The sequence below is a fragment of the Streptomyces sp. 5-10 genome, assembly GCF_014712245.1.
Taxonomy (GTDB): domain Bacteria; phylum Actinomycetota; class Actinomycetes; order Streptomycetales; family Streptomycetaceae; genus Streptomyces; species Streptomyces violaceusniger.
Genome location: NZ_JACVYG010000001.1, coordinates 516,746 through 540,501, shown reverse-complemented (window position 1 = coordinate 540,501; position 23,756 = coordinate 516,746). Strand labels below are relative to the sequence as shown.

Here is a 23,756-nt window from a genome sequence, read left to right as displayed (position 1 = left end):
GGCGACGTGGCCAGTGACAAGGAGGAGGAGCTGATCGTCCGCGACCTCGACTTCGGCCTGATCGACGAGGTGCGCCGGCAGTGGGCGTTCTACCGCGACCGGCGCCCCGACGCCTACGAGGGGCTGGTGCGGCCGTGACCCGCACGCTGATCCAGGACGGGCTGGTCATCACCGCCGGCGAAGAGCTGTCCGCCGACGTCCTCGTGGACGGTGAGCGCGTCGCGGCCGTCGCTGCCTCGGGCACCGAGGTCACCGAGACCTGGGCGCGCGGAGCGGACCGGGTCATCGACGCCACCGGGCTGTATGTCATTCCGGGCGGGGTGGACGCCCACACCCATATGGAGATGCCGTTCGGCGGCACGTTCGCCTCCGACACCTTCGAGACTGGCACCCGGGCGGCGGCCTGGGGTGGCACCACCACCATCGTGGACTTCGCCATCCAGTCCGTCGGCGCCTCGCTGCGCGAGGGGCTGGACGGGTGGCACGCCAAGTCCGAGGGCCAGTGTGCGATCGACTACGGGTTCCACATGATCCTCGCCGATGTCAACGAGCACTCGCTCAAGGAGATGGACGCTCTCGTGGACNCCGATGTCAACGAGCACTCGCTCAAGGAGATGGACGCTCTCGTGGACGAGGGCGTGACCAGCTTCAAGCTGTTCATGGCCTACCCCGGTGTCTTCTACAGCGACGACGGCAAGATCCTGCGGGCCATGCAGCGCGGCGCCGCCAACGGCGGACTGGTCATGATGCACGCCGAGAACGGCATCGCCATCGACGTCCTGGTGGAGCAGGCCCTGGCCGAGGGCAGGACCGACCCCCGCTACCACGGTGAGGTCCGCAAGGCGCTACTGGAGTCGGAGGCGACCCATCGCGCCATCCAGCTCGCCCGGGTGGCCGGCGCACCGCTCTACATCGTCCATGTCTCCGCCGAGCAGGCCGTCCAGGAGATCACGGGAGCCCGTGACCTGGGGCTGCCGGTGTTCGCCGAGACCTGTCCGCAGTATCTGTTCCTGTCCACGGACAACCTCGCCGAACCGGACTTCGAGGGCGCCAAGTACGTCTGCTCCACCCCGCTGCGGCCCGTAGAGCACCAGGCCGCGCTGTGGCGGGGGCTGCGGACCGACGATCTGTCGGTGGTCTCCACCGACCACTGCCCGTTCTGCTTCGCCGGGCAGAAGGAGCTGGGCCGGGGCGACTTCTCCAAGATCCCCAACGGCATGCCGGGCGTGGAGCACCGGATGGACCTGCTCCACCAGGCCGTGGTGGACGGCCACATCACCCGCCGCCGCTGGATCGAGATCGCCTGCGCCACCCCGGCCAGGATGTTCGGCCTCTACCCGCGCAAGGGCACCATCGCGCCCGGGGCCGACGCCGACATCGTTCTCTACGACCCGCAGGCCCGGCAGACCCTGTCCGCCCGGACCCACCACATGAACGTCGACTACTCGGCATATGAGGGCAGGCAGATCACCGGTCGGGTGCGCACCGTCCTCTCGCGGGGACACGTCGTCGTCGACGGCGACACGTACCTCGGCCGGACCGGTCACGGCCGGTATCTGCCCCGCGCCACCTGCCAGTACCTCTAGCAACCACCACACGGAGCATGCGATGGACTTCGGAATCGTCCTGCAGACCGATCCCCCCGCCTCCGCGGTCGTCGACCGGATGCGGCGCGCGGAGGACGCGGGATTCACCCATGGCTGGACGTTCGACTCGGCCGTGTTGTGGCAGGAGCCGTTCGTCATCTACAGCCGTATCCTCGAACACACCGAGCGGCTGATCGTCGGGCCGATGGTCACCAACCCCGGGACCCGCACCTGGGAGGTGACCGCCTCCACCTTCGCCACCCTCAACGACATGTACGGCAACCGCACCGTGTGCGGTATCGGCCGTGGCGACTCGGCGATGCGGGTGGCCGGCCGCAAGCCCAACACCCTGGCCCGCCTCGGCGAGGCCATGCACACCATCAAGGAGCTGGCCGAGGGCCGTGAGGCCACGGTGGACGGCAACACCGTGCGGCTGCCCTGGGTGAGGGGCGGCAGCCTGCCGGTGTGGATGGCGGCGTACGGCCCCAAAGCCCTCGCACTGACCGGCCGTCAGGCCGACGGATTCATCCTGCAACTCGCCGACCCTTATCTGACGGAGTGGATGGTCAAGGCGGTGCGCTCCGCCGCCGCCGAGGCCGGGCGCGACCCGGACGCGGTCACCATCTGCGTCGCCGCCCCCGCGTACGTCGGCGACGATCTGGACCACGCCCGTGAGCAGTGCCGCTGGTTCGGCGGCATGGTCGGCAACCATGTCGCCGACCTCGTGACGCGCTACGGTGAGAGCTCCGGCATGGTGCCGGCCGAACTGACCGAGTACATCAAGGCCCGTGAGGGCTACGACTACGCTCACCACGGCCGCTCCGGCAACCCGGACACCGCCTTCGTGCCCGACGAGATCGTCGACCGCTTCTGCCTCCTCGGCCCGGCCGGCGCCCAGATCGACAAGCTCAAGCAGCTGCGTGACCTGGGCGTGGACCAGTTCGCCCTGTACGCGATGCACGACGGTGTGGAGTCCACGATGGATGCCTACGAGAAGGAGGTCATCCCCGCCCTGAGCTGACGGCCCCTCGGCGCTACGGGGCGGCCGGGACGGCGGAGCGTCCGCGGCGCTTACGGGGCGGCCGGGGTGGCGGCCTCCTCGGCCTCCCCGGCCTTGTGCGGCTGGGCCACCGGGCCCGGCTTGCCCCGCAGCGGGACCTCCTGGACGCACAGGGCGGCGACGAAGGCCACGGTGCACACGACGGCCGCGGTCAGGAAGATCCGCTGGGTGCCGGTGGCCACCGCGTGGAGATAGCCGTCCCGGACGGACTCCGGCAGCCGGGCCAGCGCCGCCGGATCGGGCCGGGCCTCGCTCGTCTCCGCCCCGGCGGGCGCGTGGCCCCGCACGGCGCCGGTGAAGAGCGAGCCGAAGACCGCCACGCCCAGGGAGCCGCCGATGGTGCGGAAGAGGGTGACCGACGCGGAGGCGGCGCCCATGTCGCGCATCTCCACACTGTTCTGCGCGATCGTGGTGACCATCTGCATCTGACAGCCCATGCCCGTGCCCACCAGGGCCATGAAGCACCCGGTGGCCGTGCGGGAGGTCGTGGTGTCCATGGTGGCCAGCAGGAACAGGCCGACGGCCATGCAGACGGTGCCCACGATGGGGAAGATCTTGTACCGGCCGGTGGCGGACATGACCTTGCCGCCCACCTGGGACATGATCACCACGGGGATCATCAGCGGGAGCAGCAGCAGACCGGAGCGGGAGGCGGAGACGCCCTGGACGGTCTGCTGGTACAGCGGCAGATAGAGCGAGCAGCCGAACATCACCACCCCGCCCACCAGGATCAGCGAGGAGGCCAGGGAGAAGTTGCGGTGTCCGGTGAAGATGCGCAGCGGCATGAGCGGTTCGGGCGCGCGCCGCTGCCGGGCCACGAAGCCGGCCACACCCACCGCGGCCAGGGCGAACAGGCCCAGGATCTGCCACGAGCTCCACGCGTAGGTGGAGCCGGCCCAGGTGGCGGCCAGGGTGAGGGCGCACACGGTCGTCGTCATCACGGTGATCCCCGGCCAGTCGATACGGGCCTTGGCGCGGGTGGCGGGCAGCCGCAGCATCAGCTGACACCAGACCACGGTGAGGATGCCGAGCGGCAGATTGATGAGGAAGGCCCAGCGCCAGCCGAGGTGGCCGGTGACGAAGCCGCCGAGCAGCGGGCCGCCGATGGTGCCGATGGCCATGATGGAGGCGGTCATGCCCTGGTAGCGGCCCCGCTCCCGGGGTGGCACCAGCGAGGCGATCAGGGCGAAGGCACCGGCGCCGATCCCGCCCGCGCCCAGGCCCTGCAGCGCCCGGAAGACGATCAGCTGGGTCATCGTGTGGGCCGCGCCGGACAGCGCCGAGCCGAGCACGAAGACGATGACGGCGATCAGATACATGTGCTTGCGGCCGTACAGATCGCCGAACTTGCCCCAGACGGGGGTGGAGGCGGCGGTGGCCAGGGTGTAGGCCGTCACCACCCAGGAGATGTGCTCCAGGCCGCCGAGGTCGCCGACGATCGTCGGCATCGCGGTGCCGACGATCGTGGAGTCGAGCATCGACAGCAGCATCGCGAGCAGCACACCGAGCAGGGCCAGACGGACGCTTTTCGGGGTGGTCTCCGGCGGGGCGGGACTGCCGGACGGCGGTGCGTCGGATACGGACATGGCTGATCACTTCCTTCTCAACGCGCTCGGCGCGGGGTTGACGAAAGAGGGGAGCCGAAAGGGCGGGCCCCGAACAGAAGAGCACACTGACTAAAAAAGTGCAACGACTCAACTTTTCTATTCGGTCCACCTCCGGGTAGGGTGGTCCCGTGAGCGAGACAATGGGGCGCCGTGAGCGCAAGAAGGCCGCCACCCGCCAGGCGTTGGCGGACGCGGCCCTGAGACTGTTCCTCGACCGCGGCTTCGACCAGGTGAGCGTGCGGGACGTCGCGGAGGCCGCCGACGTCTCCACCACCACGGTCTTCAAGCACTTTCCCAGCAAGGAGGCCCTGCTCTTCGACCAGGACTCCGACCGGGAGGCCGCCCTCATAGCCGCCGTGCGCGACCGGCCCGAGGGGATGTCCGTCCCCCGGGCCCTGCGCGAGCACACGCTGCGGATGCACCCCGGCGGCGCGGCCGACCCCGAGATGGCGCGGTTCGTCGAGCTGACGGAGAGCACCCCGGCGCTGCGGGAGTACGGCCGCCGCATGTGGATGCGCCACGAGGCCGCTCTCGCCGCCGCCATCGCCGAGGCCACCGGCGCCCCCGAGGACGACCCCGGATGTGCGGCGCTCGCCCACTTCGCGCTGGAAACCGTCAGCTTCGCCCGGGGCCGGGCCGACGCCCGGCAGGCCATCGAGGCCGCCTTCGCCCTCCTCGAACACGGCTGGTCCGCGGCCGGTTAGCGGCCGGTTGGACGAAGCCCAGGGCAACGTCCCGACCCCGTTTGCGGACTTGGCGCAAGTTTCGGGCGGATGCCGGATGCGGGGGCACGAGGGCGTTAGCGTCTGTCGCTATGCGGTGGGCCGGTGTGATCGACAGCGTGACCAGGACCGTCGGCGGGTCGAAGGGCCGGTGGTCGGCGGCGCCGGCGCGGCATCGGCGGTGGCTGGTGGTGGCCGCCGTCGCGGCGCTCCTGGTCCAGATGGCCGTCGCGATGGTCAGCACGGCGGTGGAGCAGACGCCGACCATCGACGAGCCGGTGTACGTCGGCGCGGCGGTGGACTCCCTGCACCATCACCGGGTGCGCTACAACCCCGAGCACCCACCGCTGGGCAAGCTCATCATCACCACGGGGGTGGCGTTCGCCCGGCCGCACCTCGACGCCGGCTTCACCGGTGACCAGACGGCGCTCGGGCGGCATGTGCTGTACGAGGCGGGCAACGACCCCTGGCGGCTGATGCTGTGCGCACGGCTGCCGATGATCGCGCTGACGCTGCTGTTCGGGCTGGTGGTGTTCGCGTTCGCCCGCGAACTGACCGGCCCCGTGGGCGGAGCGGTGGCCCTCGCCCTGTACGCCTTCTCGCCGGACGTCATCGCGCACGGCTCGCTCGCCACGCTCGACGTACCGGCGGCCGGTTTCCTGCTGACCTCGGTCTGGCTGCTGTGGCGGGCGCGGCGGCGGCCGCGATGGCACCTTCCCCTCGCGGGGGTGGCGCTCGGCGCGGCCCTGGCCACGAAGATGAGCATGCTGGCCGCGGTCCCGGTACTGCTGCTCGTGGCCGTGCTCTCGGTCTGGTACGCCCGCCGTACGCACCACCGCACACCGCGCGACCACATGCGGTCGCTCGGGATCGGAGTGGCGGCGGCGGTGGCCATGGCGCTGATCGCGGTGGCCGTGGTGTGGGTCACCTACTTCCTGGTCGACCCCCGGCTGCGCTGGACACCGACCGGGCCCGTGCCCGCCGTCCACGGCTTGCGCGGGCTCGCCGTCCACTGGCTGCCGCTCCCGGAGGCGTACCGCGACGGGATGCGCATCCAGTTCGGCTTCGAGCAGGACACCTGGCGTGGCTTTCTGCTCGGCCGCCGCTACCTCGGGTCGCTGTGGTACTACCTGCCCGTCGCGCTGCTGGTGAAGACGCCGCTGGGCATGCTGGCGCTCTGGTCGGCCGGGGCGGTCACGATGCTGGTGGTGCCCCGGCTGCGGCCCGCCGCGCCGTATGTGCTCGTCCCCGCGGCCGTGCTGCTGCTCGCCGCCCTGGACGGGGCCCGCAACCTCGGGGTGCGGTACGCCATCTTCCTGCCGATGTTCCTGGCGGTGGCGGCGGCCGGGCTGATGGCCGTGCGCCGGCGGTGGGCGTACGGGGCCACTCTGGCGCTGGTCCTGTTCGTCGCGGTCAGCTCGCTGCGGACGTATCCGTACTACCTGCCGTACTCCAACGAGGCGTTCGGCGGCCCGTCCCGAACCCATCTGCGGCTGCATGACTCGAACGTCGACTGGGGGCAGGACCTGGGGCGGCTGGCCGACCGCCTCCGCGAGCGCTACCGGGGCGAGCGGATCTGGCTCGTCTACAAGGGCAGCGGTGTGCCGTCCGCCTACGGCATCCACGCGTCCGACCCGCGCCGTGCCGCCCCGGACGAGGTGCGCGGGCTGCTGGTGGTCTCGGACTCCTCGATCGCCCAGGCCACCGGACGGCTGGCGGCGCTGATCGACGGCAGCGAGCCGATCGACGACGTCGGCCACTCGATCACCATCTACCGCCGCTGACCGCCCACCGCCATGTCATGACATCTCTCACATCGAGCGCCGGAGTAAAGGGTGCGTAGCGGTGCATATCGACTAGACGGCATAGTGGCTTTTGTCTTCCCTGTCGGACATGGAGGATTCCGTATCGCCGCGCCCCCCGCCACGTCGGGCCCGTCGCCCCACTTGCCTGGTTGCCGCGACTTCTGATGGCGCCTCGGGCCACCGTGGCCCTCCCCAGAACCCGCTCAGCATGACTCGCCGCTGAGCGCAAGTTCCGTCCTCGCTACGAACCCGTGTCGTACGAACACGTGTGTTGCCCGTGTGGCGGACGGCTCCAAGAATGACGGACCTCAACCGAGTGTGAGGTCCCGAATGAGCAAGCACCGCAGCAGCACGACGCACCGCCGCAAGATAGCCATCGCCACGCTCGCCGTGGCCGCCGTGGGCGTTCCCTCGGCCGCGATGGCGTCGCAGTCCGCCGCACCCGCCGGCTCCCCCTCCGCCACCTCCGCGGCCGCCACCGACCAGCAGGAAGTGGTGGATCTCGTCAACAGCGAGCGCGACAAGGCCGGTTGTAAGCCGCTGACCGTGAACGAGAAGCTGACCAAGGCCGCCCAGGACCACAGCGAGGACATGGCGGCCCACGGCAACATGTCGCACACCGGCTCCGACGGCTCGTCCCCGGGCGACCGGATCGAGCGCGCGGGCTACTCCTGGAGCTCCTACGGCGAGAACGTGGCCTACGGCTATGACTCGCCCAAGAGCGTCATGGAGGGCTGGATGAACAGCTCCGGCCACAAGGCCAACATCCTGAACTGCGACTTCAAGGAGATCGGCGTCGGCCTGGCGCAGCCCGGCAACTACTGGACGCAGGACTTCGGCACCGCCCGATAGCTCATCCCCCGGATGCCCGGGGCCACCGGCCCAGCTCCAGCGGGGCGGGTGGCGGAAGGGGGCGGGCCGGTGCGGCCCGCCCCGCCTCGAAGGACCGCAGGAGGTGGGCGACCAGCCGCCGGGACGCGGCCGGTGCGGTTGCCGGATCGCCGATGACACCCCTGTTGGCCAGGAAGACGAGGCTCAGGTCGGACACGTCGAAGTCCTCGCGCAGCCTTCCTGCGGCCTTGGCGCGCCGGACCACCTCGGCGAAGCCCTCTTCGATCCGCAGCCGCTCCCGCTCGAAGCCGACCGTGTCGGGGAACGACGACAGCAAGGCGTCGTTGAACTCCCGGTCCCGCGTCTGCGAAGCACACACCGTCTCGATGGTCCGGCGGAAGGCGCGCCACGCGTCGTCGTCGGCCAGGGCGTCGTCGACGATCGCCGCACAGGCGGAGAACTCGTCCGAGAACACCTCCGTGACCAGCGCCTCCCGGGTGGGGAAGCGCCGGTAGAGCGTGGCCACCCCGACCCCGGCATGACGGGCGATGGTGGCCATCGGCACATCGAGCCCACGCGAGGCGAACAGCGCCCGGGCCGCCTCGAGAACGCGCCGGCGGTTGGACGCCGCGTCGGACCGCAACCCCGGACTTTCGGTGTCCCGAACACCGGTGGCGGGCGCTATCTGAGAGACGTCGGCAGGCATGTTTCTCACCTTACGCCGACCGGGCGGTTTCCCCTTTCGCGCGCATTAGCGTGACGGCAACCCCGATGTGCGAAAGGGACGATGAGGGCGATGAGTGAGATGCGCGCGGCCCGGTACGACCGGTACGGACCTCCCGAGGTGCTGTACGAGGGCACACTGCCGAAGCCGGTGGCCGGTCCGGGCGAGGTGCTGGTGCGGGTGCACGCCACGAGTGTGAACGGCGGCGAGCTCTCGGGCCGGGCGGGCAAGATGAAGCTGGTGACCGGGCGGAAGTTCCCGCAGGGCACCGGCGTCGACATCGCCGGGGAGATCGCCGAGGTGGGCTCCTCCGTGCGTCATCTGGCGGTGGGTGAACGGGTGTGGGGCACGATGCCGCACTTCAGGTTCGGGGCGGCCGCCGAGTACGTGGCCGTCCGGCCCCGTCAGCTCTCCTACGCCCCCGAGGGCATCGATCTCGTCCGGGCCGCCGCCCTGCCCGGCGTCGGCACCACGGCCATCACGGCGCTGCGCGACAAGATCGGCCTGATGGGCGGCGAGCGGCTGCTGGTGCGTGGCGCGGCCGGCGGTGTCGGCAGCGTCGCCGTCCAGCTCGGACACGCGCTCGGCGCCCATGTCACCGCGCTCGCCGGTGCGAAGGCGCTCGACTTCGTCCGGGAGCTCGGCGCCGATGAGGCGCATGACTACCGGACCACCGGCCCGGCCGACCTCGGGCCGTTCGACGCCGTGCTGGACACGGTGGGCACCGAGCTCGGTGCCTATCGCGGGCTGCTGGCGCCCGGCGGGCGGATGGTGGCCATCGCCTTCGACACCGACCGCCCGCTGTCCTCGCTGGGCGCCGTGCTCCTGTCCACCGTGCACGGCGCACGGCGGGTGCGGTTCTTCTCGGGAAACCCCCTGCACCAGCTCTTCGCGGACCTCGCCGCGTATGTGGAGAACGGGGCGATCCGGCCGGTCGTCGACACCGTTCATCCGCTCTCCGACATCGCAAAGGCCCACCGCGCCATGGAGGCCGGCGGTGTCCGCGGCAAACACGTCATCCAGGTGAAATGAGGCCGTAAAACAGAGAAACGCCCCGGCTGCCTTGACGGCCGGGGCGTTTCTCGACGTATATTAGGGGTTTCCGTGTGCCATTGAAATTGTGGCATGAGGAGACCTGATGAAGTCATCGTATCCCGGCGGGAGTCGAATTGTCAAACGAGGAATGGGACCGTGAGCAAGAATTCCTTGACCTGCTCAACGGGCGCCTCGCCGAGCTCAGGGCACGAGCCGAGGAGTCGGTGACCGAGGCCCTGTCCTTGGAGGGCACCACCTTCCAGGCGCGGCTGGAGCGCGATGTGCTGGTGGCCGAGCGGTCCGGGCTGCTCGCCGCGTTCGAGGCGGGGGAGCGCGGGCTGTGTTTCGGCCGGCTGCTGTTCCGCGACGGCCGCGACTACCACATCGGCCGCATCGGCATCCGCCGAGATGACGCGGACCGCACCCCGCTGGTCATCGACTGGCGGGCCGATGTGGCGCGTCCGTTCTACCTCGCCACCGGGCACACCCCCATGGGGCTGCGCCGCAGGCGCCACATCACCACCGAGGGCCCCAAGGTCACCGGGCTGCACGACGAGATCCTGGACCTCTCGGACACCATACGGACCGGGCATGAGGGATCCGACGCGGACGCCGTGCTGCTCGCCGCGCTCGACGCCGCGCGGACCGGCCGGATGCATGACATCGTGCAGACCATCCAGGCCGAACAGGACCAGATCATCCGCGCCCCGCACCACGGGGTCCACGTCGTGGAGGGCGGTCCCGGCACCGGCAAGACCGTCGTGGCGCTGCACCGCGCCGCGTATCTGCTCTACGCGCACCGGGAGTCGCTGGCCCGCCGCGCGGTGCTGATCGTCGGGCCCAACCCGGCGTTCCTCGGCTACATCGGCGAGGTGCTGCCCTCGCTCGGCGAGACCGGTGTGCTCCTGGCCACGCTCGGCGAGCTCTTCCCCGGTGTGACGGCCACCGGCACCGACACCCCCGAGGCCGCCGAGGTCAAGGGCCGCGCGGAGATGGCGGACGTCCTGGCCCGCTTCGTACGGGACCGGCAGACGCTGCCCGACCCCGCGATCGTCATCGAGCACGACGACGGCGATCTGGTGCTGGACAGGGACATCGCGTCCGAGGCGGGCCACAAGGCCCGGGAGACCGGGCTGCCGCACAACCTCGCCCGTCCGCACTTCGCCTTCCGTGTCATCGACTCCCTCACCGACCAGCTCGTGGACCGGATCGGCGCCGACCCCTTCGGCGGGCCCAACCTCCTCGGCGCGGACGACGTCGCCCAGCTCGGCAAGGCGATCGCGGTCAACCCCGAGGTGCACGCGGCCATCGCGGAGCTGTGGCCGGTCCTCACCCCGCAGCAGCTCGTGGCCGACTTCCTCAGCGACCCCGTCCACCTCTCCGAGGCCGACGCCGCCGCGATCCGCCGCACCGACGGCGAATGGACCCCCGCCGACGTGCCGTTGCTGGACGAGGCCGCCGAACTCCTCGGCCACGACGACGCGGCGGCCCGCGCCGCCGCGGAGGCCGAACGCCAGGAGCGCATCGAGTACGCACAGGGCGTCCTCGACCTCTCCTACGGCTCCCGCACCCAGGAGTTCGAGGACCGCGAGGACGAGGAGTCGGAGGTGCTGGCCGCCCACGATCTCATCGACGCCGAGCGGCTGGCCGACCGCGCCGAGGAGCGCGACCACCGCAGCGCCGCCGAACGCGCCGCCGCCGACCGCACCTGGGCCTTCGGCCACATCATCGTGGACGAGGCCCAGGAGCTGTCCGCGATGGCGTGGCGGCTGCTGATGCGGCGCAGCCCGACCCGTTCGATGACCCTGGTCGGCGACCCCGCGCAGACCGCGGAGCCCGGTGGCTGCGGCTCCTGGTCCTCGATCCTGGAGCCGTACGTCGGCGACCGCTGGAAGCACAGCCGACTCGGCGTCAACTACCGCACCCCGACCGAGATCATGGAGGTCGCGGCGCGGGTGGCCCGTACCGTCGACCCCGCCTTCGAGCCCCCGCGCTCGGTCCGCGCCACCGGGGTGCGGCCCTGGGCGGAGCACACCGGCGAACTGCCCGGTGCGGTGGCCGCGGCCGTGGCGCGGGAGACCCGCGCCGAGGGCCGTCTCGCGGTGATCGCCCCGAAGGACCGCCATGACGCGCTGTCAGCCGCACTCCCGCAGGCGTCCACCGGCCGGTCCCCGGACCTGACCAGCGCGGTGGTGCTGCTCGACCCCCGGCAGGCCAAGGGGCTGGAGTTCGACACCGTGATCGTGGCCGAGCCCGCGGAGTTCGGCACCAGCGACCTCTATGTGGCGCTCACCCGGGCCACCCAGCGACTGGGCGTGGTGCACACCGGGCCGCTGCCGGAAGGGCTGCGCGACCTCACCGACCCGGCGGACCCCACCGACCCGGCCGACCTGCCCGACCCGGCCGGTCACGAGGCGGCCGACGGCTCCGAGGGGACGGCATAGGTCACGGGGAGCAGTTCTCGCTGGATCCGCTGGTGCTCACCCGCAGCGCTCCGCCGGAGGTGTTGGCGCTGTCGGTGAGGCAGTAGCCGGACACGTTCTGGACGACGACGTCCGCCGGGCTGTCGCTGCCGCGCTGTGCGGTGAAGTGGTCGAAGCGCAGCGCGCTACCGGAGTTGGCGATGACCGCCGGACGGCCGTCGTTCCTGGCGAACCGCACCGAGCTGTCGTTGAAGGTGATGTGATCCGCGTTGTGCAGGTACCAGCCGAAGGCGGGACGGGTGCCGATGCTCTTCGGGTTGTAGTCGTCGGAAGTGTTGCTGGGAACACCGGTGGACATGGTGCCGTTGCCGCCGGGCACGGTGAGATTCACCTGGTTGAAGGTGACGCCGCTGATGTGGTTGTCACCGGACTCGCCCCACAGCGTCGGGCTGAAGGAGGGGGTGTTCCCGGTCCCGGTGATGTTGTCGTAGGTGATGTCGCTGATGTGGCCGACTCCCGGATTTCCGCCACACCGTTTTCTCGTCCCGATCTTCTGCATGATGGGGGAGTGCACATTGGTCATGGTGATGTCGCGGTAGTGCACATCGGAGATGTTGGCGCCGTCCATCGAGACCATGCCGAGCCCGGACTTGTCCGCACCGGTGATGGTGATGCCCTGGAAGTCGTAGTCCGAGAAGTCACCACAGGTCTCGGAGCCGAACATCAGGGCGTTGCAGCACTTCGCGGAGAGATGTGAATCGGTCACCTTCACATGGCCGTTGGGGAGCTTGGCGCCCAGGGCGTAGTCGCTCTTGAAGACGAGCGCGTCGTCGTTGGCGGCGATATCGGCATGGGTGATGGTCACATTGGTGGTGCTGATGATGTTCCAGCCGTCGCGGTCGCTCGCCGTGTCGATGGTGAGGTGGTCCGAGGTCACGTTCTTGCAGCCGTTGATGAGGGCCGCGAAGTGGCCGCCGCGCCGCAGGGTGATCCCGTCGAGGGTCAGCCCGTCACAGCGGGTCAGCGAAATGATCTTGTCCGCCTCGCCGGAGTCGGGGTTGCCGGTGATGAGGTTGCCCGCGCCGTCGATGGTGCCCGAACCGGTGAACCCGATGTTGGTGAGCTTGTCGCCGTAGAACATCGCGTTGTGGAAGTGGCTGTGGCCGTAGTCCTGGTAGTCGTCGTTCGGATTGGACTCGGGCTTGTCGTAGGTGTCCGCGCTCGAACCGAGGATGGTGGCCCCGGAGTCCAGCTGGAGGGTCACCTCGCTCTTGAGGTGGACGGTGTTCTTGGACTTGTACTGTCCGGACGGGAAGCGGACGATTCCGCCCCCGGCGCTGTTGGCCGCCGTGATGGCCTTCTCGATGGCGGCCGAGTCATTGGACGAACCGTCGGCCTTCGCGCCGTAGTCCATCACGCTGAACACCGGTGCCGCGGTGGTGGCCGTCTCCTGCGCGGGTACGGCGGCCGCCTGCGGCACCTGCGATAACCCGAAGACGGCGGCGAGGGCGAGCGCCGCGCCTGCGGCGAGTCTCTTCATCTCTCGTTCTCCTTCTCCTGTGGAGCCATGGAGATCCGACGTGTTGGCAGGTCTGGACCTGCTTGAGCTGCGAGGATCCCTCTGGCGGGGCGACTTCCGTCTATGCCGGACCAGATAGGTAGGATCTCTCTCCTTCTGTGGAAGGTAACAGGCGGATCCGGGCTGTCAATGGCCTCAGCCGCTGCACGGCGGGGACGACGCGCTCGGCGTGCCGCCGCCACGACCGCCACCCCGTCTGCCGATCGCCTACCATCCCGCTGTGGCCCCCTTCCGTATCGAGCGGCGCTCCCCACTGCCCGTCGGCGAGACCTGGCGACGGCTCACCGACTGGCCGCGCCACGGCGCCCATGTGCCGCTGAGCGGTGTCACCGTGCGCCCGCCGGGGCCGACCGGGGTGGGCACCGTGGTCGTGGTGCGCACCGGCGTCGGCCGCGCCGGATTCGACGACCCGATGGAGGTCGTGCGCTGGGACCCGCCCACCGGGGACACCCCGGGCAACTGCAGGCTGGAGAAGCGCGGTGCGGTGGTCCTCGGATGGGCCGAGATCGAGGTCCGCCCCCGGGGCGGCGGATCCGAGGTGGTGTGGCGCGAGGAGGCCCGACTCCGGGGACTGCCCCGCCTGTTCGACCCGGCCATGGCCTGGTCGGGCCGCCTGCTCTTCGGCCGGGTGGTCGACGCGTTGCTGAAGGGGTGACGGCCGCCCCGCCCCGCCGGTAGTGCAGTGCCGACCGGAACGGATGTTCTGATACTCGGCCATAACCCAGCCGTCGTAGAGTGATTGAGATGCAGTTGAGGTACAGCTTCAGCCTGTACCCGAACGGTCCTCAGCGCTCAGCGCTGGCCAGGGCGTTCGGGTGTGCGCGGGTGGTCTACAACGATGCGCTCCGCGCCCGTGAGACCGCCCGCGCCGCAGGCGAGGCGTTCCCGAAGACCGGGGACCTATCCAAGCTGCTGATCACCCAGGCCAAGCTCACCGAACAGCGTGCGTGGCTCGGCGAGGTGTCCGCTGTCGTGCTCCAGCAGTCCCTGCGGGACCTGGACGCCGCGTACCGGAACTTCTTCGACGGGCTGAAGGGCAAGCGCCCGCGCATGGGCGCGCCCCGGTTCAAGTCCCGCAAGGACAACCGGCAGGCCGTACGGTTCACCGCGAACGCCCGATGGAAGATCACCGCCGGCGGCGACTTGTCCTTGCCGAAGATCGGGGACGTGCGGGTGAAGTGGTCCCGCAGCCTTCCCTCGGTCCCCTCCACGGTGACCGTGATCAAGGACGCTGCCGGAAGGTACTTCGCGAGCTTCGTTGTGGAGACCGAGCCCGTCACCTCGGCCGAGAGCGACAGGGCCGTCGGCATCGACCTGGGGCTGGGGCATTTCGCCGTCTTGTCCGACGGCACGAAGATCGACGCTCCTCGCTTTCTGCGCCGGGCCGAGAAGAAGCTCAAGCGCGCACAGCAGGCCCTCAGCCGCAAGGCGAAGGGCTCAAACAACCGGAAGAAGGCCAGGCTCAAGGTCGCCCGCGCTCACGCGCAGGTGGCCGACGCGCGGCGCGAGTTCCACCACCAGCTCTCCACCCGGCTGATCCGCGATAACCAAGCGGTCGCGGTGGAAGACCTGGCGGTGAAGGGGCTCGCCCGTACGCGCCTGGCCAAGTCCGTGCACGACGCTGGATGGTCCGCGTTCGTGACGATGCTGGAGTACAAGGCCGCGAAGTTCGGCCGTGGCTTCCACCGCGTCGGACGGTTCGAGCCGACCTCCCAGGTCTGCTCGCGGTGCGGCGTCAAGGACGGCCCCAAGCCCCTGCACATCCGAGTGTGGGAATGCCGGGCCTGCGGAGCCGTCCTCGACCGGGACATCAACGCGGCGGTCAACGTCGCCAAGGCCGCCGGACTGGCGGTGTCAGCCTGTCGAGCGCAGGTAAGACCGGTACTCGTACCGGCCCAGCGCGGTGAAGCAGGAACCCACCGAGACGGTCAGCCGACCGTGGCAGGAATCCCCGGTCTTTAGGCCGGGGAGCGGAAGTCAAACCCGCTGGAACTGCGAGTCCGACCACGCCACCTATGGAAACCCCAGGCCGCCGCCAGCAAGGTCGCCCTCTTCGGCGGAGCGGACTTCGCCTGGAACGACACCGGCTACGACGCCACCCGCACCTGGGATGCCGCCGCCCGCCACCTCGCCGGGGACGGACCCGGCGCGCAGCCGGGCCGTACGGACGGGACCGTTCGCTCGCTGCTGGCCTTCTTCGACACCCAGCACCTCGCGCCCACCTTCGGCGCCGAACCCTGGCAGCCGCAGGCCCCCGAACTCGCCTCCCGGCTGGACCGGTTCCACTCCGCCTGGGAGGCGGGGCGCGAACGGGCGGCCCTGCGGGAGCTGCGCCCGTACGCGCGGCTGCTCGCCGCCGCCCCCGAGCGCATCAGAGCCGGTGTCGCGGACCGGGGATTCGTCGCGGACTGCGGGCCCTGGCTGGACGCGCTGTCGCTGTGGGGGCGCGCCTTCGAGCGCACCCTGGACGCGCTGGGCGCTCGTCTTGACGGCCATGACGCCCAGGCGGCACGGTGGTTCGCCGATGCGGCGGCCGACGCGCGGCGGGCCGGGGAGATCCGCACCATCCCGGGCGAGACCCGCCCCGAGGGACCGGTGCGCATCGCCGACGGGGTGCTCGACACCTTCATCGCCGAGGCGGCCGGAGGCGCCGGGGCCCCCAAGACCGCCTGAGCCGTCGAAGCGGTTGTATTGCCACCCTTTGGGGGTGGTGACTCTCGGATGATTCTGCACTACGCTCCGTAGTATGGGGGTACCGGGGGAAGGTATGGAGCGAGGGACCGCGGTGGTGATCGGCGGAGGTCTCGCCGGGCTACTGGCCGCATGGGCGCTGCGGGGATATGCCGAGCGCATCGTCATAGTCGAGCGTGACCGCTATCCCGAGGGGCCCGCGTTCCGCTCGGGCGTTCCGCAGGCGCGTCACGCGCATCTGCTGCTCGAGGCCGGGCATCGGGCGCTGGAGGAGCTGATGCCCGGCGCGCGCGAGGAGTTGCTGGCCGCCGGCGCGGTGCGGGTGCCGATGTCGGGCGTGCGCTGGCTCAGCGCGGCCGGGTGGCTCGCGGAGTACGAGAGCGAGGTGGCGTTCCTCTCCTGCACCAGACCGCTGCTCGACCACACGGTGCTGCGCCGGGTGCGCGCCGAGCCCTCGGTGCGCTGGCTGGAGAACACCGACGTCGTCGGACTCCTCGGCGCCCCGGGCGCGCTGACGGGCGTCCAGGTCCGGGCGCGGGGCGACGCCCGCGCCCGGGTGCGCGAGCTGGGCGCGGAGATGGTGGTCGACGCCTCCGGGCGCACCTCCTCGGTCCCCGCCTGGCTGGCCCGGCTGGGCTGCCCGCCCACCCCCGAGGAGCGCGTCGACGCGGGGGTGTCGTACGCCAGCCGGATGTACCACCGCCCGGCCGGGGCGGATCCGGGCTTCGACGCGCTCTATCTGCAGACCAAGGCCCCCGACGCGCCCAGGCTCGGCGTGGTGCTGCCCGTGGAGGGCGACCGGTGGATCGCCAGCGTCGGCAGCATGCGGGGAGCGCAGGCCGAGCCGGGCGCGGCCGGTTTCGACCGGCAGCTGGGTCTGCTGCGGGACCCGAGCCTGCGCGAGCTGCTGGCCGGGGCCGAGCCCGCCGGCGCGGTCCGCGGCTTCTGGCCCGGCCCCGGTGTGCGGCGTCACTACGAGCGCCGGGCGCCGCGGGGGCTGGTCGCCATCGGCGACGCCGTGTGCACCTTCAACCCGGTCTACGGCCAGGGCATCACCGTGTCCGCGCTCGGCGCCCGCGCCCTGCGGGCCGCCGCCGAGCGCCACGGCGGCATCGGCCACCGTACGGCGCACACCGCCCGTAAGGGCATCGCTGCGGCCGCGGACAGCGCGTGGATGCTGTCCTCCAGCGAGGACGTGCGCTTCCCCACCACCACGGGCGGCCCCGCCGGAGTGGGGGTGCGGGCCCAGCACCGCTATCTGGACCGGGTCATCCGGCGGGCCACCGTCGACCCGGGGGTCTGCAAGGCCCTGCACGAGGTGATGTCGATGGTCGCCGCGCCCACCGCGCTGATGCGCCCCGCCGTCCTCGGGGCCGTGCTGCGCGGGGGAGGGAGGGGCCGACCCGCATCCCCCTAGTGATCGTCGCGGATCACGGACGGTGCCGATCGGCCGCCCTAGCATCGGCAGCATCCGGGTGGTGAGGCCACCCGCACCCATGCCCCGACGACATGTCAATGGACCAGACGGCCCTACCAGGAGCACAGCGTGCGAGCGACTTTCGCGGATTTCACCATCGATCCGCCTCGATTCGGCAATGGCACGGCCCGGTACACGCGGTGCCATCCCGACCGGGACCGTCTCGCGATCGGCGCGGGCGGGCGTGTCGAGATCGACTTCGCGCTGGACGGTGGCGAACTGCCGGAGCAGCTGACGCTGACCCTGATCGCGCGGGTCTCGCCGCTGGGGGAATCCCTGGGATGGGCGCCCATCGACATCACCGTCAACGGGCATGCGGTGATCTCGCGGTTCACCGTGCCCGGTGGCGCCCGCCCCCGGGAGGTGGCCTTCGCGGTCCCCGGTGAGGCGCTGGTGGCGGGCGTGAACACGCTGTGCGTCCGCGGCTGTGCCGAGGCGCGCGGGCTGCTCTGGCTGTACCGGATCACCGTCGAGCCCTCGCGCATCTGCGCCCGTATGCACCTGATGGCGGAGGAGCGGCCCGCCGAGGCGGCGGTGTGCGCCTACCGCACCGAGTGGCGCGCCCCGGGATCCGCCGAATGGCGGCCCGCCCCGCGGCTGCTGGTCCATCTCGACCGGGGCGAGGGCTCGCTGCCCGTCCGCCTCGCCTGGCGCGCGCAGGACGGCGCGGAGGCGTCGATCGGCTTTCAGCCGGCGATGACGGAGTTCTACGGACACCGCCGGGCCGCCGATGGCACGCTCACCGAGTACCGGGGGGTGCTGGAGGGCCGCTCGCCGCTGCGGGACAGCGCGCTGGAGGAGGTGATGCATCGCTTCCGCACGGTGGAGGGCGGTGGATCAGGGAGCCCGGGCCTCCGCCAGGAGCTGCGCCTGCTGATCGAGGACGGGGGACCGCCCGTCGAGCGGGTCATCTGGGGCGATCCGGCGGGGCACTCGGGCACGGTGTCGCTGCTGGCCGCCGAGCCCGGTCCGGAGGCCGAGGTGACCGACCTGGTCACCAGGGTCCGGGCGCACAGCGAGTTCGCCGAGGCGGGCGAGGTCGCGGAGAACCTGCTGCACGACTCGTGGCACAAGTGGCTGGGCCATGGCGACCGCGCCTGGCTGGAGTTCACCCTGCGGCGGCCGGTGGCCGTCGGCCACTACGTCCTGACGTCGGCCAACGACGTCCCGGGCCGCGATCCGAAGGACTGGACCCTCAAGGGTTCGAACGACGGGGAGCACTGGGTGGACCTGGACTCCCGCGTCGAGGAGAGCTTCGCGCACCGCCATCAGCCCCGGGGATTCACCTTCGCCGCCACCACGGACTACCGCCACTACCGCCTGGAGATCACCCGGAACGCGGGGGAGGACCAGATCCAGCTCTCCCAGGTCCGCCTCTTCACCTCCGCCCCCCAGCCGAAGGGCTTCATCGGCCACTACCAGCGGGCGGGCGAGGCGCCCACCGGATACCGCGGCACATCGGTGTCGGCCACCCCGGATCCGGAGTCCGTGACCGCGCCGCCGCGGACCGTCGAGCAGTGGCGGTGCTATCTGGCCGAGTACAGCGCGACCATCCTGCGGGTGGCCGACGAGGAGGAGCTGAGCGAGGTCAGCGACGAGCAGCGGGCCGCCGGGTGGCTCGGGTTCGAGGGCGCGGACGAGGAGAGCGTCCTCGCCCTGGAGGAGCGGCTCGGCACCCGGCTCCCGCCGAGCTACCGCGCCTTCCTGGGCGCCTCCGACGGCTGGCTGAACATCAGTCCGTTCATGTGGCGGATGCGTAACACCAAGACCGTCGGCTGGCTGCGCGAGGCCGACCCCGAGACCTGGAGCGTCATCCGGGGCGGCGAGGGCGAGGACTGGGACGACACCGCGTTCATGGACCGCGCGCTGCTGGTCTCCGAGGAGGGCGACGCCCAGCACTGGCTGCTGGACCCCGCCGATGTGTCCGAGGACGGGGAGTGGGCCGCGTACATCTGGGCGAGCTGGTACCCGGCCCTGGGGGACCGGCACGCCTCGTTCGCCGAGCTGGTCGCCGAGGAGCGCACCGGCTTCGAGGACCAGGCGGTCCATGAGGTCCGTACGGGGCGTCCCGGTACCGCCGAGGAGCTGGTGGCCGAGGGCAGGGCGCAGGCCCTGCGGGGCGAGGTGCGCAAGGCGATGGCCACCTTCGAGCAGGCCGCGGTCAAGGGCTCGGGCGCCGGCGCGTACCTGGGCATCATCCTGGGGGCGTTCCTCGACATCAGCGCCGCCCACCACTGGATACGCACCGGCATCCTCGGGGACCCGCGCGTCCTCGAGGCGATCGGCATGGAGCAGTTACGGGCCGAGGCCGCCCCGCTGTATCTGCGCTGCGCGGCCGAGGAGTGGACCGGCGCCCCCGGTGGCTACCTCTCGGCCCTCGGCGACATCCTGCCGCGGCTCCCCGACGGCGTGGGCGGTGTCGTGGGCGTGGGCGGTGTGGCCGCGAGCGGCGCCGCCACCGAGGGCGACGACACCGCCGCCTGGATGGCCAGGGCCGCCGCCTTCGTCCCGCCCGCCCTGCCCGAATCCCGCACCTTCCAGCAGGCCCTGGACCTGGCCAGGGCCCTGGCCGATCGCGGCGCCACCGACCAGTCCTGGGCCGTGATCGAGGCCGCCCTGCCGCACTGGCACTGCGACTCCCCGCACCGCATCGCCCCGGTGGTCCTGCTCACCGATCCGGCCTTCCGCGAGGTGGTCACCCCGGCCCGGGCCCGGCGCGTCGTCACCACGCCCCGCGGGGAGTTCCGCGCATAGCGCCCGGGCTCCTCCGGCTCGATCCTCCTCCGACTTGGCCCTCTTACGGCCTGCCGCCCGCCGCCGGAAGGCCGTCCAGGAGCGTGCCGAGCGCGGCCGTCACCAGCGCGCACACCTCGTCCGGGTCCGCGTCCGCCAGCGGTTCCTTGCCCACCAGCACCCGCATCGTCCCTATGCCGAGCAGCCAGGCCAGCGCCAGATCCGCCCGCAGCTCGTGGTTGTCGGCGCTGGACAGGGAGGCCAGCACCCGCGCGTAGTCGTCGCTGATGGCGCGCACCGCCGTACCGATCTCGTCACCGCTGTCCACCGAGCGCAGCAGCGTGGCCAGCGCGCGGCTGCCCGGGTCCCCGCCGCCGTGGCCCAGCAGCCCGCGCAGGGCGGCCTCCAGCAGCTCATGGGGTGGGGTGGTGCGCAGCTGCGCCTCCCCGTTGTGCGCGATCACCTCGCCGAACAGCGCTCTCTTCGAGCCGAAGTAGCGGAACAACAGCGCCTGGTTGACCCCCGCGCGATCGGCGATGTCCCGGACCGTCGCCCGTTCATAGCCCCGCTCGGCGAACAGCGCCGCCGCGGCCTCCAGCAGCCGCCGACGTGTGTTCCGCGCGTCCCGGCGCTGTCCCTCGGACACGGTCGTCCCCATCACGACACCCCTCTCGTCTGGCTCCGGCGATTTCCCTCACGGCCCGTCAGATCAACGGCGCAAAGGGGCCGTTGACCGTACCAGCCGCCGCCTCCTACGTTTGTAAGCACGTGCTTACGCAAGGGAGGTCACGATGACCACAGCGGAGGCGACACCCATCGCCTATCCCTTCAACTCGGCAGAGGGGCTTGAGCTCAGCGAGGCGTACGAACAGGCCAGGAACCGCACCGGATTACTCCGGGTGCGCATGCCCTACGGCGAGCCCGCCTGGCTGGCCACGCGGTACGCCGACGCCCGGCTGGTGCTCGGGGACCGGCGCTTCAGCCGGGCCGCGGCGCTCCACCACGACGAGCCACGGCAGTCCGAGGGCCGGCGCGACAGCGGCGGCATCCTGACCATGGACCCGCCCGACCACACCCGGCTGCGCACCCTCGTCGCCAAGGCGTTCACCGTCCATCAGGTGGAGAAACTCCGCCCGTGGGTCCGGCAGTTGACCCATGACCTGCTCGACGGCCTCGAGGCCGCGGGGCCACCCGCCGATCTCGTGGACCGCTACGCTCTGCCCATTCCGGTCGGGGTCATCTGCGCCCTGCTCGGCGTCCCGGAGGAGGACCGGCCCAAGTTCCGCGTCTGGAGCGACGCCGCGCTGTCCACCAGCTCCCTGACCGCCGACGAGTTCAACCGCAACACCGAGGAGCTGCGCGCCTACATGGCCGGGCTGATCGAGGACCATCGCGTCAGCCCACGGGACGACATCATGACGTCGCTGATCGAGGCGAGGGACGCGGGTGACCGGCTGTCCGAGCTCGAGCTCGTCGATCTGTGCGTGGGCATCCTGGTGGCCGGGCACGAGACCACGGCCACCCAGATCCCCAACTTCGTGCTGACACTCCTGGACCACCCGGACGAACTCCGCAGGCTGCGCGAGGAGCCCGCACTGCTGCACGGCGCCGTCGAGGAGCTGCTGCGCTTCGTCCCGCTGGGCATGGCCGCCTCCTTCCCCCGCTACGCCACCGAGGACATCGAGGTGGGCGGCACCCTGGTGCGCGCCGGGGAACCCGTGCTCGTCGCGGTCGGCTCGGCCAACCGCGACGCGCTGCGCTTCGACGAGCCGGGCACCCTGAACGTCGCCCGCCCCGCCACCCAGCACCTCGGCTTCGGCCACGGTGTGCACCACTGCCTGGGCGCGCCCCTGGCCCGGCTGGAGCTCCAGGAGGCGCTCGGCGCGCTGATCACCCGCTTCCCGAACCTGCGGCTGGCCGGGGATGTGGAGTGGAAGGGCCAGATGCTGGTCCGCGGGCCCCGTGTCATGCCCATCGGGTGGTGAGCCGGATGACCTGGAAGGCGGAGGTCGACGGCGGCCGGTGCATGGCGTCCGGCATGTGTGCCGGACTCGCCCCCGACCTGTTCGCCCTCGACGGGGAGCACGCCCGGCCCCGACGCGAGGAGGTCCCGGAGGAGGAGCGGGTGCTGGACGCGGCGGACTCCTGTCCCGCGCTGGCGATCACCATCCGCGACGGCACCAAGACCGTCGGACCGCGTCCCTGAATCCTGCCCGGGAGACCCCGCGTCAGGACTTCCGCGCGACGCCCGCCCAGAAGGACACCTCTTCGTCGGTCACATCGCCGGTCTCCACATGGGAGTCGCTTTCGGCCAGGTCGGTCCGCCAGCGGTGCGGCACCTCCAGGCCCGGTTCGACCATCTCCAGACCGGAGAAGAAGCGCTCCACCTCGTCCCTGGTGCGGATCTTCCCCTGGATGCCGCCGCTGTGGTAGACCTGCACGGTCTTCTGGGTGGCCTCGGGGTCGAAGTCCGGGGTGATGTGGCTCAGCACCAGGAAGGAGCCGGGGGCGAGCGCGTCGACCAGCCGCTGGACGAGGTCGTACGGGCCCCACTCGTCGGGGACGAAGTGCAGGAGCGAGACCAGGCTCAGCGCGACCGGCTGGGACAGGTCCAGTACCTCGGTGAGGTCGGGCGAGGCGAGGATGGACTCGGGCTCGGTGACGTCCCCGTGCACATAGGCGGTGCGGCCCTCGGGGTGGCTCTTGAGCAGGGCCTGGGCATGGGCGAGGACGATGGGGTCGTTGTCCACGTAGACGATCCGGGACTCCGGGGCGATCCCCTGGGCGACCTCGTGCAGATTCGGCCGGGTGGGAATGCCGGTGCCGATGTCGAGGAACTGGCGGATGCCCCGCTCGGCGGCGAGGAACCGGATCGCGCGGTGCATCCAGGCCCGGTTGGTCCGGGCGGCGATCATGACGCCCGGCCACAGGGTGAGCACCTTGGCCGCGGCCTCACGGTCGGCGACGTAGTTGTCCTTGCCGCCCAGGAAGTAGTCGTACATCCGGGCGCTGTGCGGTCGCCCCTGGTTGAGAGGGGTGTTGGGGGGCTCCGGCCCGCTTCCGGTCTGGGATGCTACCCCTTGCGCGGTCACGTGGTGTTCTCCTCCGTATCCGGGCGCGATCCCTCACGCCCGCGGCCGACTGTTCACAGGATGGTAACCGCGTGATCGTAGGGGGAAGTTGAGGGGCCCGGTGCGGTCGGCGCCATCACGCGCCGACCGCGCCGCGTCACGGGGCCCGGGTCAGGAGGCCACGTTGTCCATGCGTTCGCGCAGGCTGCGCGGCCGCATGTCGGTCCACACCTCGTCGACGTACGCGGAGCACTCGTCCTTGGTGCCCTCCTTGCCGACGGGGTGCCAGCCCTCGGGCACCTCGAGGTCGGCAGGCCACAGCGAGTACTGGTCCTCGTCGTTGCGCAGCACCTGGTAGCGGGCGTTGTCGTCCATGGTCGGTCTCTCCTGTCGACGATCGGTCATATCGGAA

General features: G+C 71.2%; 20 protein-coding genes and 1 pseudogene. 15 read left to right on the top strand and 6 right to left on the bottom strand.

All coding sequences use genetic code 11. The features are described from left to right. From IEJ02_RS02330 to IEJ02_RS02320, 3 genes and pseudogenes are all read left to right on the top strand, one after another. Positions 1 to 138, top strand: a pseudogene (locus IEJ02_RS02330) (acyltransferase); the annotation flags it as partial. Beyond that, on the top strand, positions 135 to 1,586 hold the full coding sequence (hydA, locus tag IEJ02_RS02325) for a dihydropyrimidinase (protein ID WP_191063085.1): 1,452 nt from the start codon (positions 135 to 137) through the stop codon (positions 1,584 to 1,586). The pseudogene IEJ02_RS02330 and the gene hydA, both read left to right, overlap by 4 nt. Before the next feature lie 22 nt (positions 1,587 to 1,608). Next, entirely contained in the window at positions 1,609 to 2,607 is a 999-nt protein-coding gene (locus tag IEJ02_RS02320; RefSeq protein WP_191063084.1) for a TIGR03842 family LLM class F420-dependent oxidoreductase, read from the top strand. A 50-nt stretch (positions 2,608 to 2,657) separates the two neighbouring features. Here the strand turns inward: IEJ02_RS02320 and IEJ02_RS02315 are convergent, their stop codons facing one another. Continuing rightward, on the bottom strand, positions 2,658 to 4,232 hold the full coding sequence (locus tag IEJ02_RS02315) for an MDR family MFS transporter (protein ID WP_191063083.1): 1,575 nt from the start codon (positions 4,230 to 4,232) through the stop codon (positions 2,658 to 2,660). 161 nt (positions 4,233 to 4,393) lie between these two features. Here IEJ02_RS02315 and IEJ02_RS02310 point away from each other — a divergent pair, with 161 nt between their 5' ends. From IEJ02_RS02310 to IEJ02_RS02300, 3 genes are all read left to right on the top strand, one after another. Then, the gene (locus IEJ02_RS02310) at positions 4,394 to 4,957 is read left to right on the top strand and encodes a TetR/AcrR family transcriptional regulator (RefSeq protein ID WP_191063127.1); all 564 of its coding nucleotides are present in this window, start codon (positions 4,394 to 4,396) and stop codon (positions 4,955 to 4,957) included. Between the two features lie 110 nt (positions 4,958 to 5,067). Then, positions 5,068 to 6,759 (top strand): ArnT family glycosyltransferase, encoded by a 1,692-nt coding sequence (locus IEJ02_RS02305; RefSeq protein ID WP_191063082.1) that lies wholly within the window; start codon positions 5,068 to 5,070, stop codon positions 6,757 to 6,759. A gap of 351 nt (positions 6,760 to 7,110) precedes the next feature. After that, a complete protein-coding gene (locus IEJ02_RS02300) occupies positions 7,111 to 7,632 on the top strand; it encodes a CAP domain-containing protein (RefSeq protein WP_137976370.1) in 522 nt (173 codons plus the stop codon). A 1-nt stretch (position 7,633) separates the two neighbouring features. Here the strand turns inward: IEJ02_RS02300 and IEJ02_RS02295 are convergent, their stop codons facing one another. Then, a complete protein-coding gene (locus tag IEJ02_RS02295) occupies positions 7,634 to 8,317 on the bottom strand; it encodes a TetR/AcrR family transcriptional regulator (RefSeq protein ID WP_191063081.1) in 684 nt (227 codons plus the stop codon). 90 nt (positions 8,318 to 8,407) lie between these two features. On the opposite strand from IEJ02_RS02295, the gene IEJ02_RS02290 reads away from it, so the two are divergent. Both IEJ02_RS02290 and IEJ02_RS02285 read left to right on the top strand, forming a co-directional pair. Next, on the top strand, positions 8,408 to 9,367 hold the full coding sequence (locus tag IEJ02_RS02290; RefSeq protein WP_191063080.1) for an NAD(P)-dependent alcohol dehydrogenase: 960 nt from the start codon (positions 8,408 to 8,410) through the stop codon (positions 9,365 to 9,367). 137 nt (positions 9,368 to 9,504) lie between these two features. Further along, the gene (locus tag IEJ02_RS02285) at positions 9,505 to 11,814 is read left to right on the top strand and encodes a HelD family protein (protein WP_191063079.1); all 2,310 of its coding nucleotides are present in this window, start codon (positions 9,505 to 9,507) and stop codon (positions 11,812 to 11,814) included. A gap of 1 nt (position 11,815) precedes the next feature. Here IEJ02_RS02285 and IEJ02_RS02280 read toward each other — a convergent pair whose 3' ends face one another. Beyond that, positions 11,816 to 13,333, bottom strand: a complete 1,518-nt coding sequence (locus IEJ02_RS02280) for a glycoside hydrolase family 28 protein (RefSeq protein WP_191063078.1) — start codon at positions 13,331 to 13,333, stop codon at positions 11,816 to 11,818. A gap of 259 nt (positions 13,334 to 13,592) precedes the next feature. Between IEJ02_RS02280 and IEJ02_RS02275 the strand changes: the two genes are divergently transcribed. The 5 genes from IEJ02_RS02275 (at position 13,593) to IEJ02_RS02255 (ending at position 20,294) form a co-directional block, all read left to right on the top strand. Next, positions 13,593 to 14,027 carry an SRPBCC family protein gene (locus tag IEJ02_RS02275; RefSeq protein ID WP_191063077.1) on the top strand — a complete coding sequence of 145 codons (435 nt, stop codon included), beginning with the start codon at positions 13,593 to 13,595 and terminating at the stop codon, positions 14,025 to 14,027. Between the two features lie 89 nt (positions 14,028 to 14,116). Next, positions 14,117 to 15,334, top strand: coding sequence for an RNA-guided endonuclease InsQ/TnpB family protein (locus IEJ02_RS02270; RefSeq protein ID WP_191063076.1), 1,218 nt, complete (start codon positions 14,117 to 14,119; stop codon positions 15,332 to 15,334). Positions 15,335 to 15,358: 24 nt separating this feature from the next. Next, a complete protein-coding gene (locus IEJ02_RS50700; RefSeq protein ID WP_369075641.1) occupies positions 15,359 to 16,045 on the top strand; it encodes a beta-N-acetylglucosaminidase domain-containing protein in 687 nt (228 codons plus the stop codon). A gap of 94 nt (positions 16,046 to 16,139) precedes the next feature. After that, positions 16,140 to 17,480, top strand: coding sequence for an NAD(P)/FAD-dependent oxidoreductase (locus tag IEJ02_RS02260; RefSeq protein ID WP_223863205.1), 1,341 nt, complete (start codon positions 16,140 to 16,142; stop codon positions 17,478 to 17,480). Between the two features lie 129 nt (positions 17,481 to 17,609). Next, positions 17,610 to 20,294, top strand: coding sequence for an SMI1/KNR4 family protein (locus IEJ02_RS02255; protein WP_191063075.1), 2,685 nt, complete (start codon positions 17,610 to 17,612; stop codon positions 20,292 to 20,294). 43 nt (positions 20,295 to 20,337) lie between these two features. Here the strand turns inward: IEJ02_RS02255 and IEJ02_RS02250 are convergent, their stop codons facing one another. Further along, positions 20,338 to 20,931: a TetR/AcrR family transcriptional regulator gene (locus IEJ02_RS02250; RefSeq protein ID WP_191063074.1), complete on the bottom strand. Its 594-nt coding sequence runs from the start codon at positions 20,929 to 20,931 to the stop codon at positions 20,338 to 20,340. 133 nt (positions 20,932 to 21,064) lie between these two features. Here IEJ02_RS02250 and IEJ02_RS02245 point away from each other — a divergent pair, with 133 nt between their 5' ends. Together IEJ02_RS02245 and IEJ02_RS02240 are read left to right on the top strand one after the other, a co-directional pair. Next, a complete protein-coding gene (locus tag IEJ02_RS02245; protein WP_191063073.1) occupies positions 21,065 to 22,258 on the top strand; it encodes a cytochrome P450 in 1,194 nt (397 codons plus the stop codon). 5 nt (positions 22,259 to 22,263) lie between these two features. Beyond that, entirely contained in the window at positions 22,264 to 22,479 is a 216-nt protein-coding gene (locus IEJ02_RS02240) for a ferredoxin (protein ID WP_191063072.1), read from the top strand. 22 nt (positions 22,480 to 22,501) lie between these two features. Here IEJ02_RS02240 and IEJ02_RS02235 read toward each other — a convergent pair whose 3' ends face one another. Continuing rightward, positions 22,502 to 23,365 carry an SAM-dependent methyltransferase gene (locus tag IEJ02_RS02235; RefSeq protein WP_191063071.1) on the bottom strand — a complete coding sequence of 288 codons (864 nt, stop codon included), beginning with the start codon at positions 23,363 to 23,365 and terminating at the stop codon, positions 22,502 to 22,504. Between the two features lie 150 nt (positions 23,366 to 23,515). Further along, the gene (locus IEJ02_RS02230; protein ID WP_137976358.1) at positions 23,516 to 23,719 is read right to left on the bottom strand and encodes an MbtH family protein; all 204 of its coding nucleotides are present in this window, start codon (positions 23,717 to 23,719) and stop codon (positions 23,516 to 23,518) included. Between the last annotated feature and the right edge of the window lie 37 nt (positions 23,720 to 23,756).

What these genes read in the sequence shown, in the direction of transcription:
- IEJ02_RS02320 (WP_191063084.1), top strand. Translation starts at nt 1,609, where the DNA reads ATGGACTTCGGAATCGTCCTGCAGACCGATCCCCCCGCCTCCGCGGTC.
- IEJ02_RS02315 (WP_191063083.1), bottom strand. Translation starts at nt 4,232, where the DNA reads ATGTCCGTATCCGACGCACCGCCGTCCGGCAGTCCCGCCCCGCCGGAG.
- IEJ02_RS02310 (WP_191063127.1), top strand. Translation starts at nt 4,394, where the DNA reads ATGGGGCGCCGTGAGCGCAAGAAGGCCGCCACCCGCCAGGCGTTGGCG.
- IEJ02_RS02305 (WP_191063082.1), top strand. Translation starts at nt 5,068, where the DNA reads ATGCGGTGGGCCGGTGTGATCGACAGCGTGACCAGGACCGTCGGCGGG.
- IEJ02_RS02300 (WP_137976370.1), top strand. Translation starts at nt 7,111, where the DNA reads ATGAGCAAGCACCGCAGCAGCACGACGCACCGCCGCAAGATAGCCATC.
- IEJ02_RS02295 (WP_191063081.1), bottom strand. Translation starts at nt 8,317, where the DNA reads ATGCCTGCCGACGTCTCTCAGATAGCGCCCGCCACCGGTGTTCGGGAC.
- IEJ02_RS02290 (WP_191063080.1), top strand. Translation starts at nt 8,408, where the DNA reads ATGAGTGAGATGCGCGCGGCCCGGTACGACCGGTACGGACCTCCCGAG.
- IEJ02_RS02280 (WP_191063078.1), bottom strand. Translation starts at nt 13,333, where the DNA reads ATGAAGAGACTCGCCGCAGGCGCGGCGCTCGCCCTCGCCGCCGTCTTC.
- IEJ02_RS02270 (WP_191063076.1), top strand. Translation starts at nt 14,117, where the DNA reads ATGCAGTTGAGGTACAGCTTCAGCCTGTACCCGAACGGTCCTCAGCGC.
- IEJ02_RS02260 (WP_223863205.1), top strand. Translation starts at nt 16,140, where the DNA reads ATGGAGCGAGGGACCGCGGTGGTGATCGGCGGAGGTCTCGCCGGGCTA.
- IEJ02_RS02250 (WP_191063074.1), bottom strand. Translation starts at nt 20,931, where the DNA reads ATGGGGACGACCGTGTCCGAGGGACAGCGCCGGGACGCGCGGAACACA.
- IEJ02_RS02245 (WP_191063073.1), top strand. Translation starts at nt 21,065, where the DNA reads ATGACCACAGCGGAGGCGACACCCATCGCCTATCCCTTCAACTCGGCA.
- IEJ02_RS02240 (WP_191063072.1), top strand. Translation starts at nt 22,264, where the DNA reads ATGACCTGGAAGGCGGAGGTCGACGGCGGCCGGTGCATGGCGTCCGGC.
- IEJ02_RS02230 (WP_137976358.1), bottom strand. Translation starts at nt 23,719, where the DNA reads ATGGACGACAACGCCCGCTACCAGGTGCTGCGCAACGACGAGGACCAG.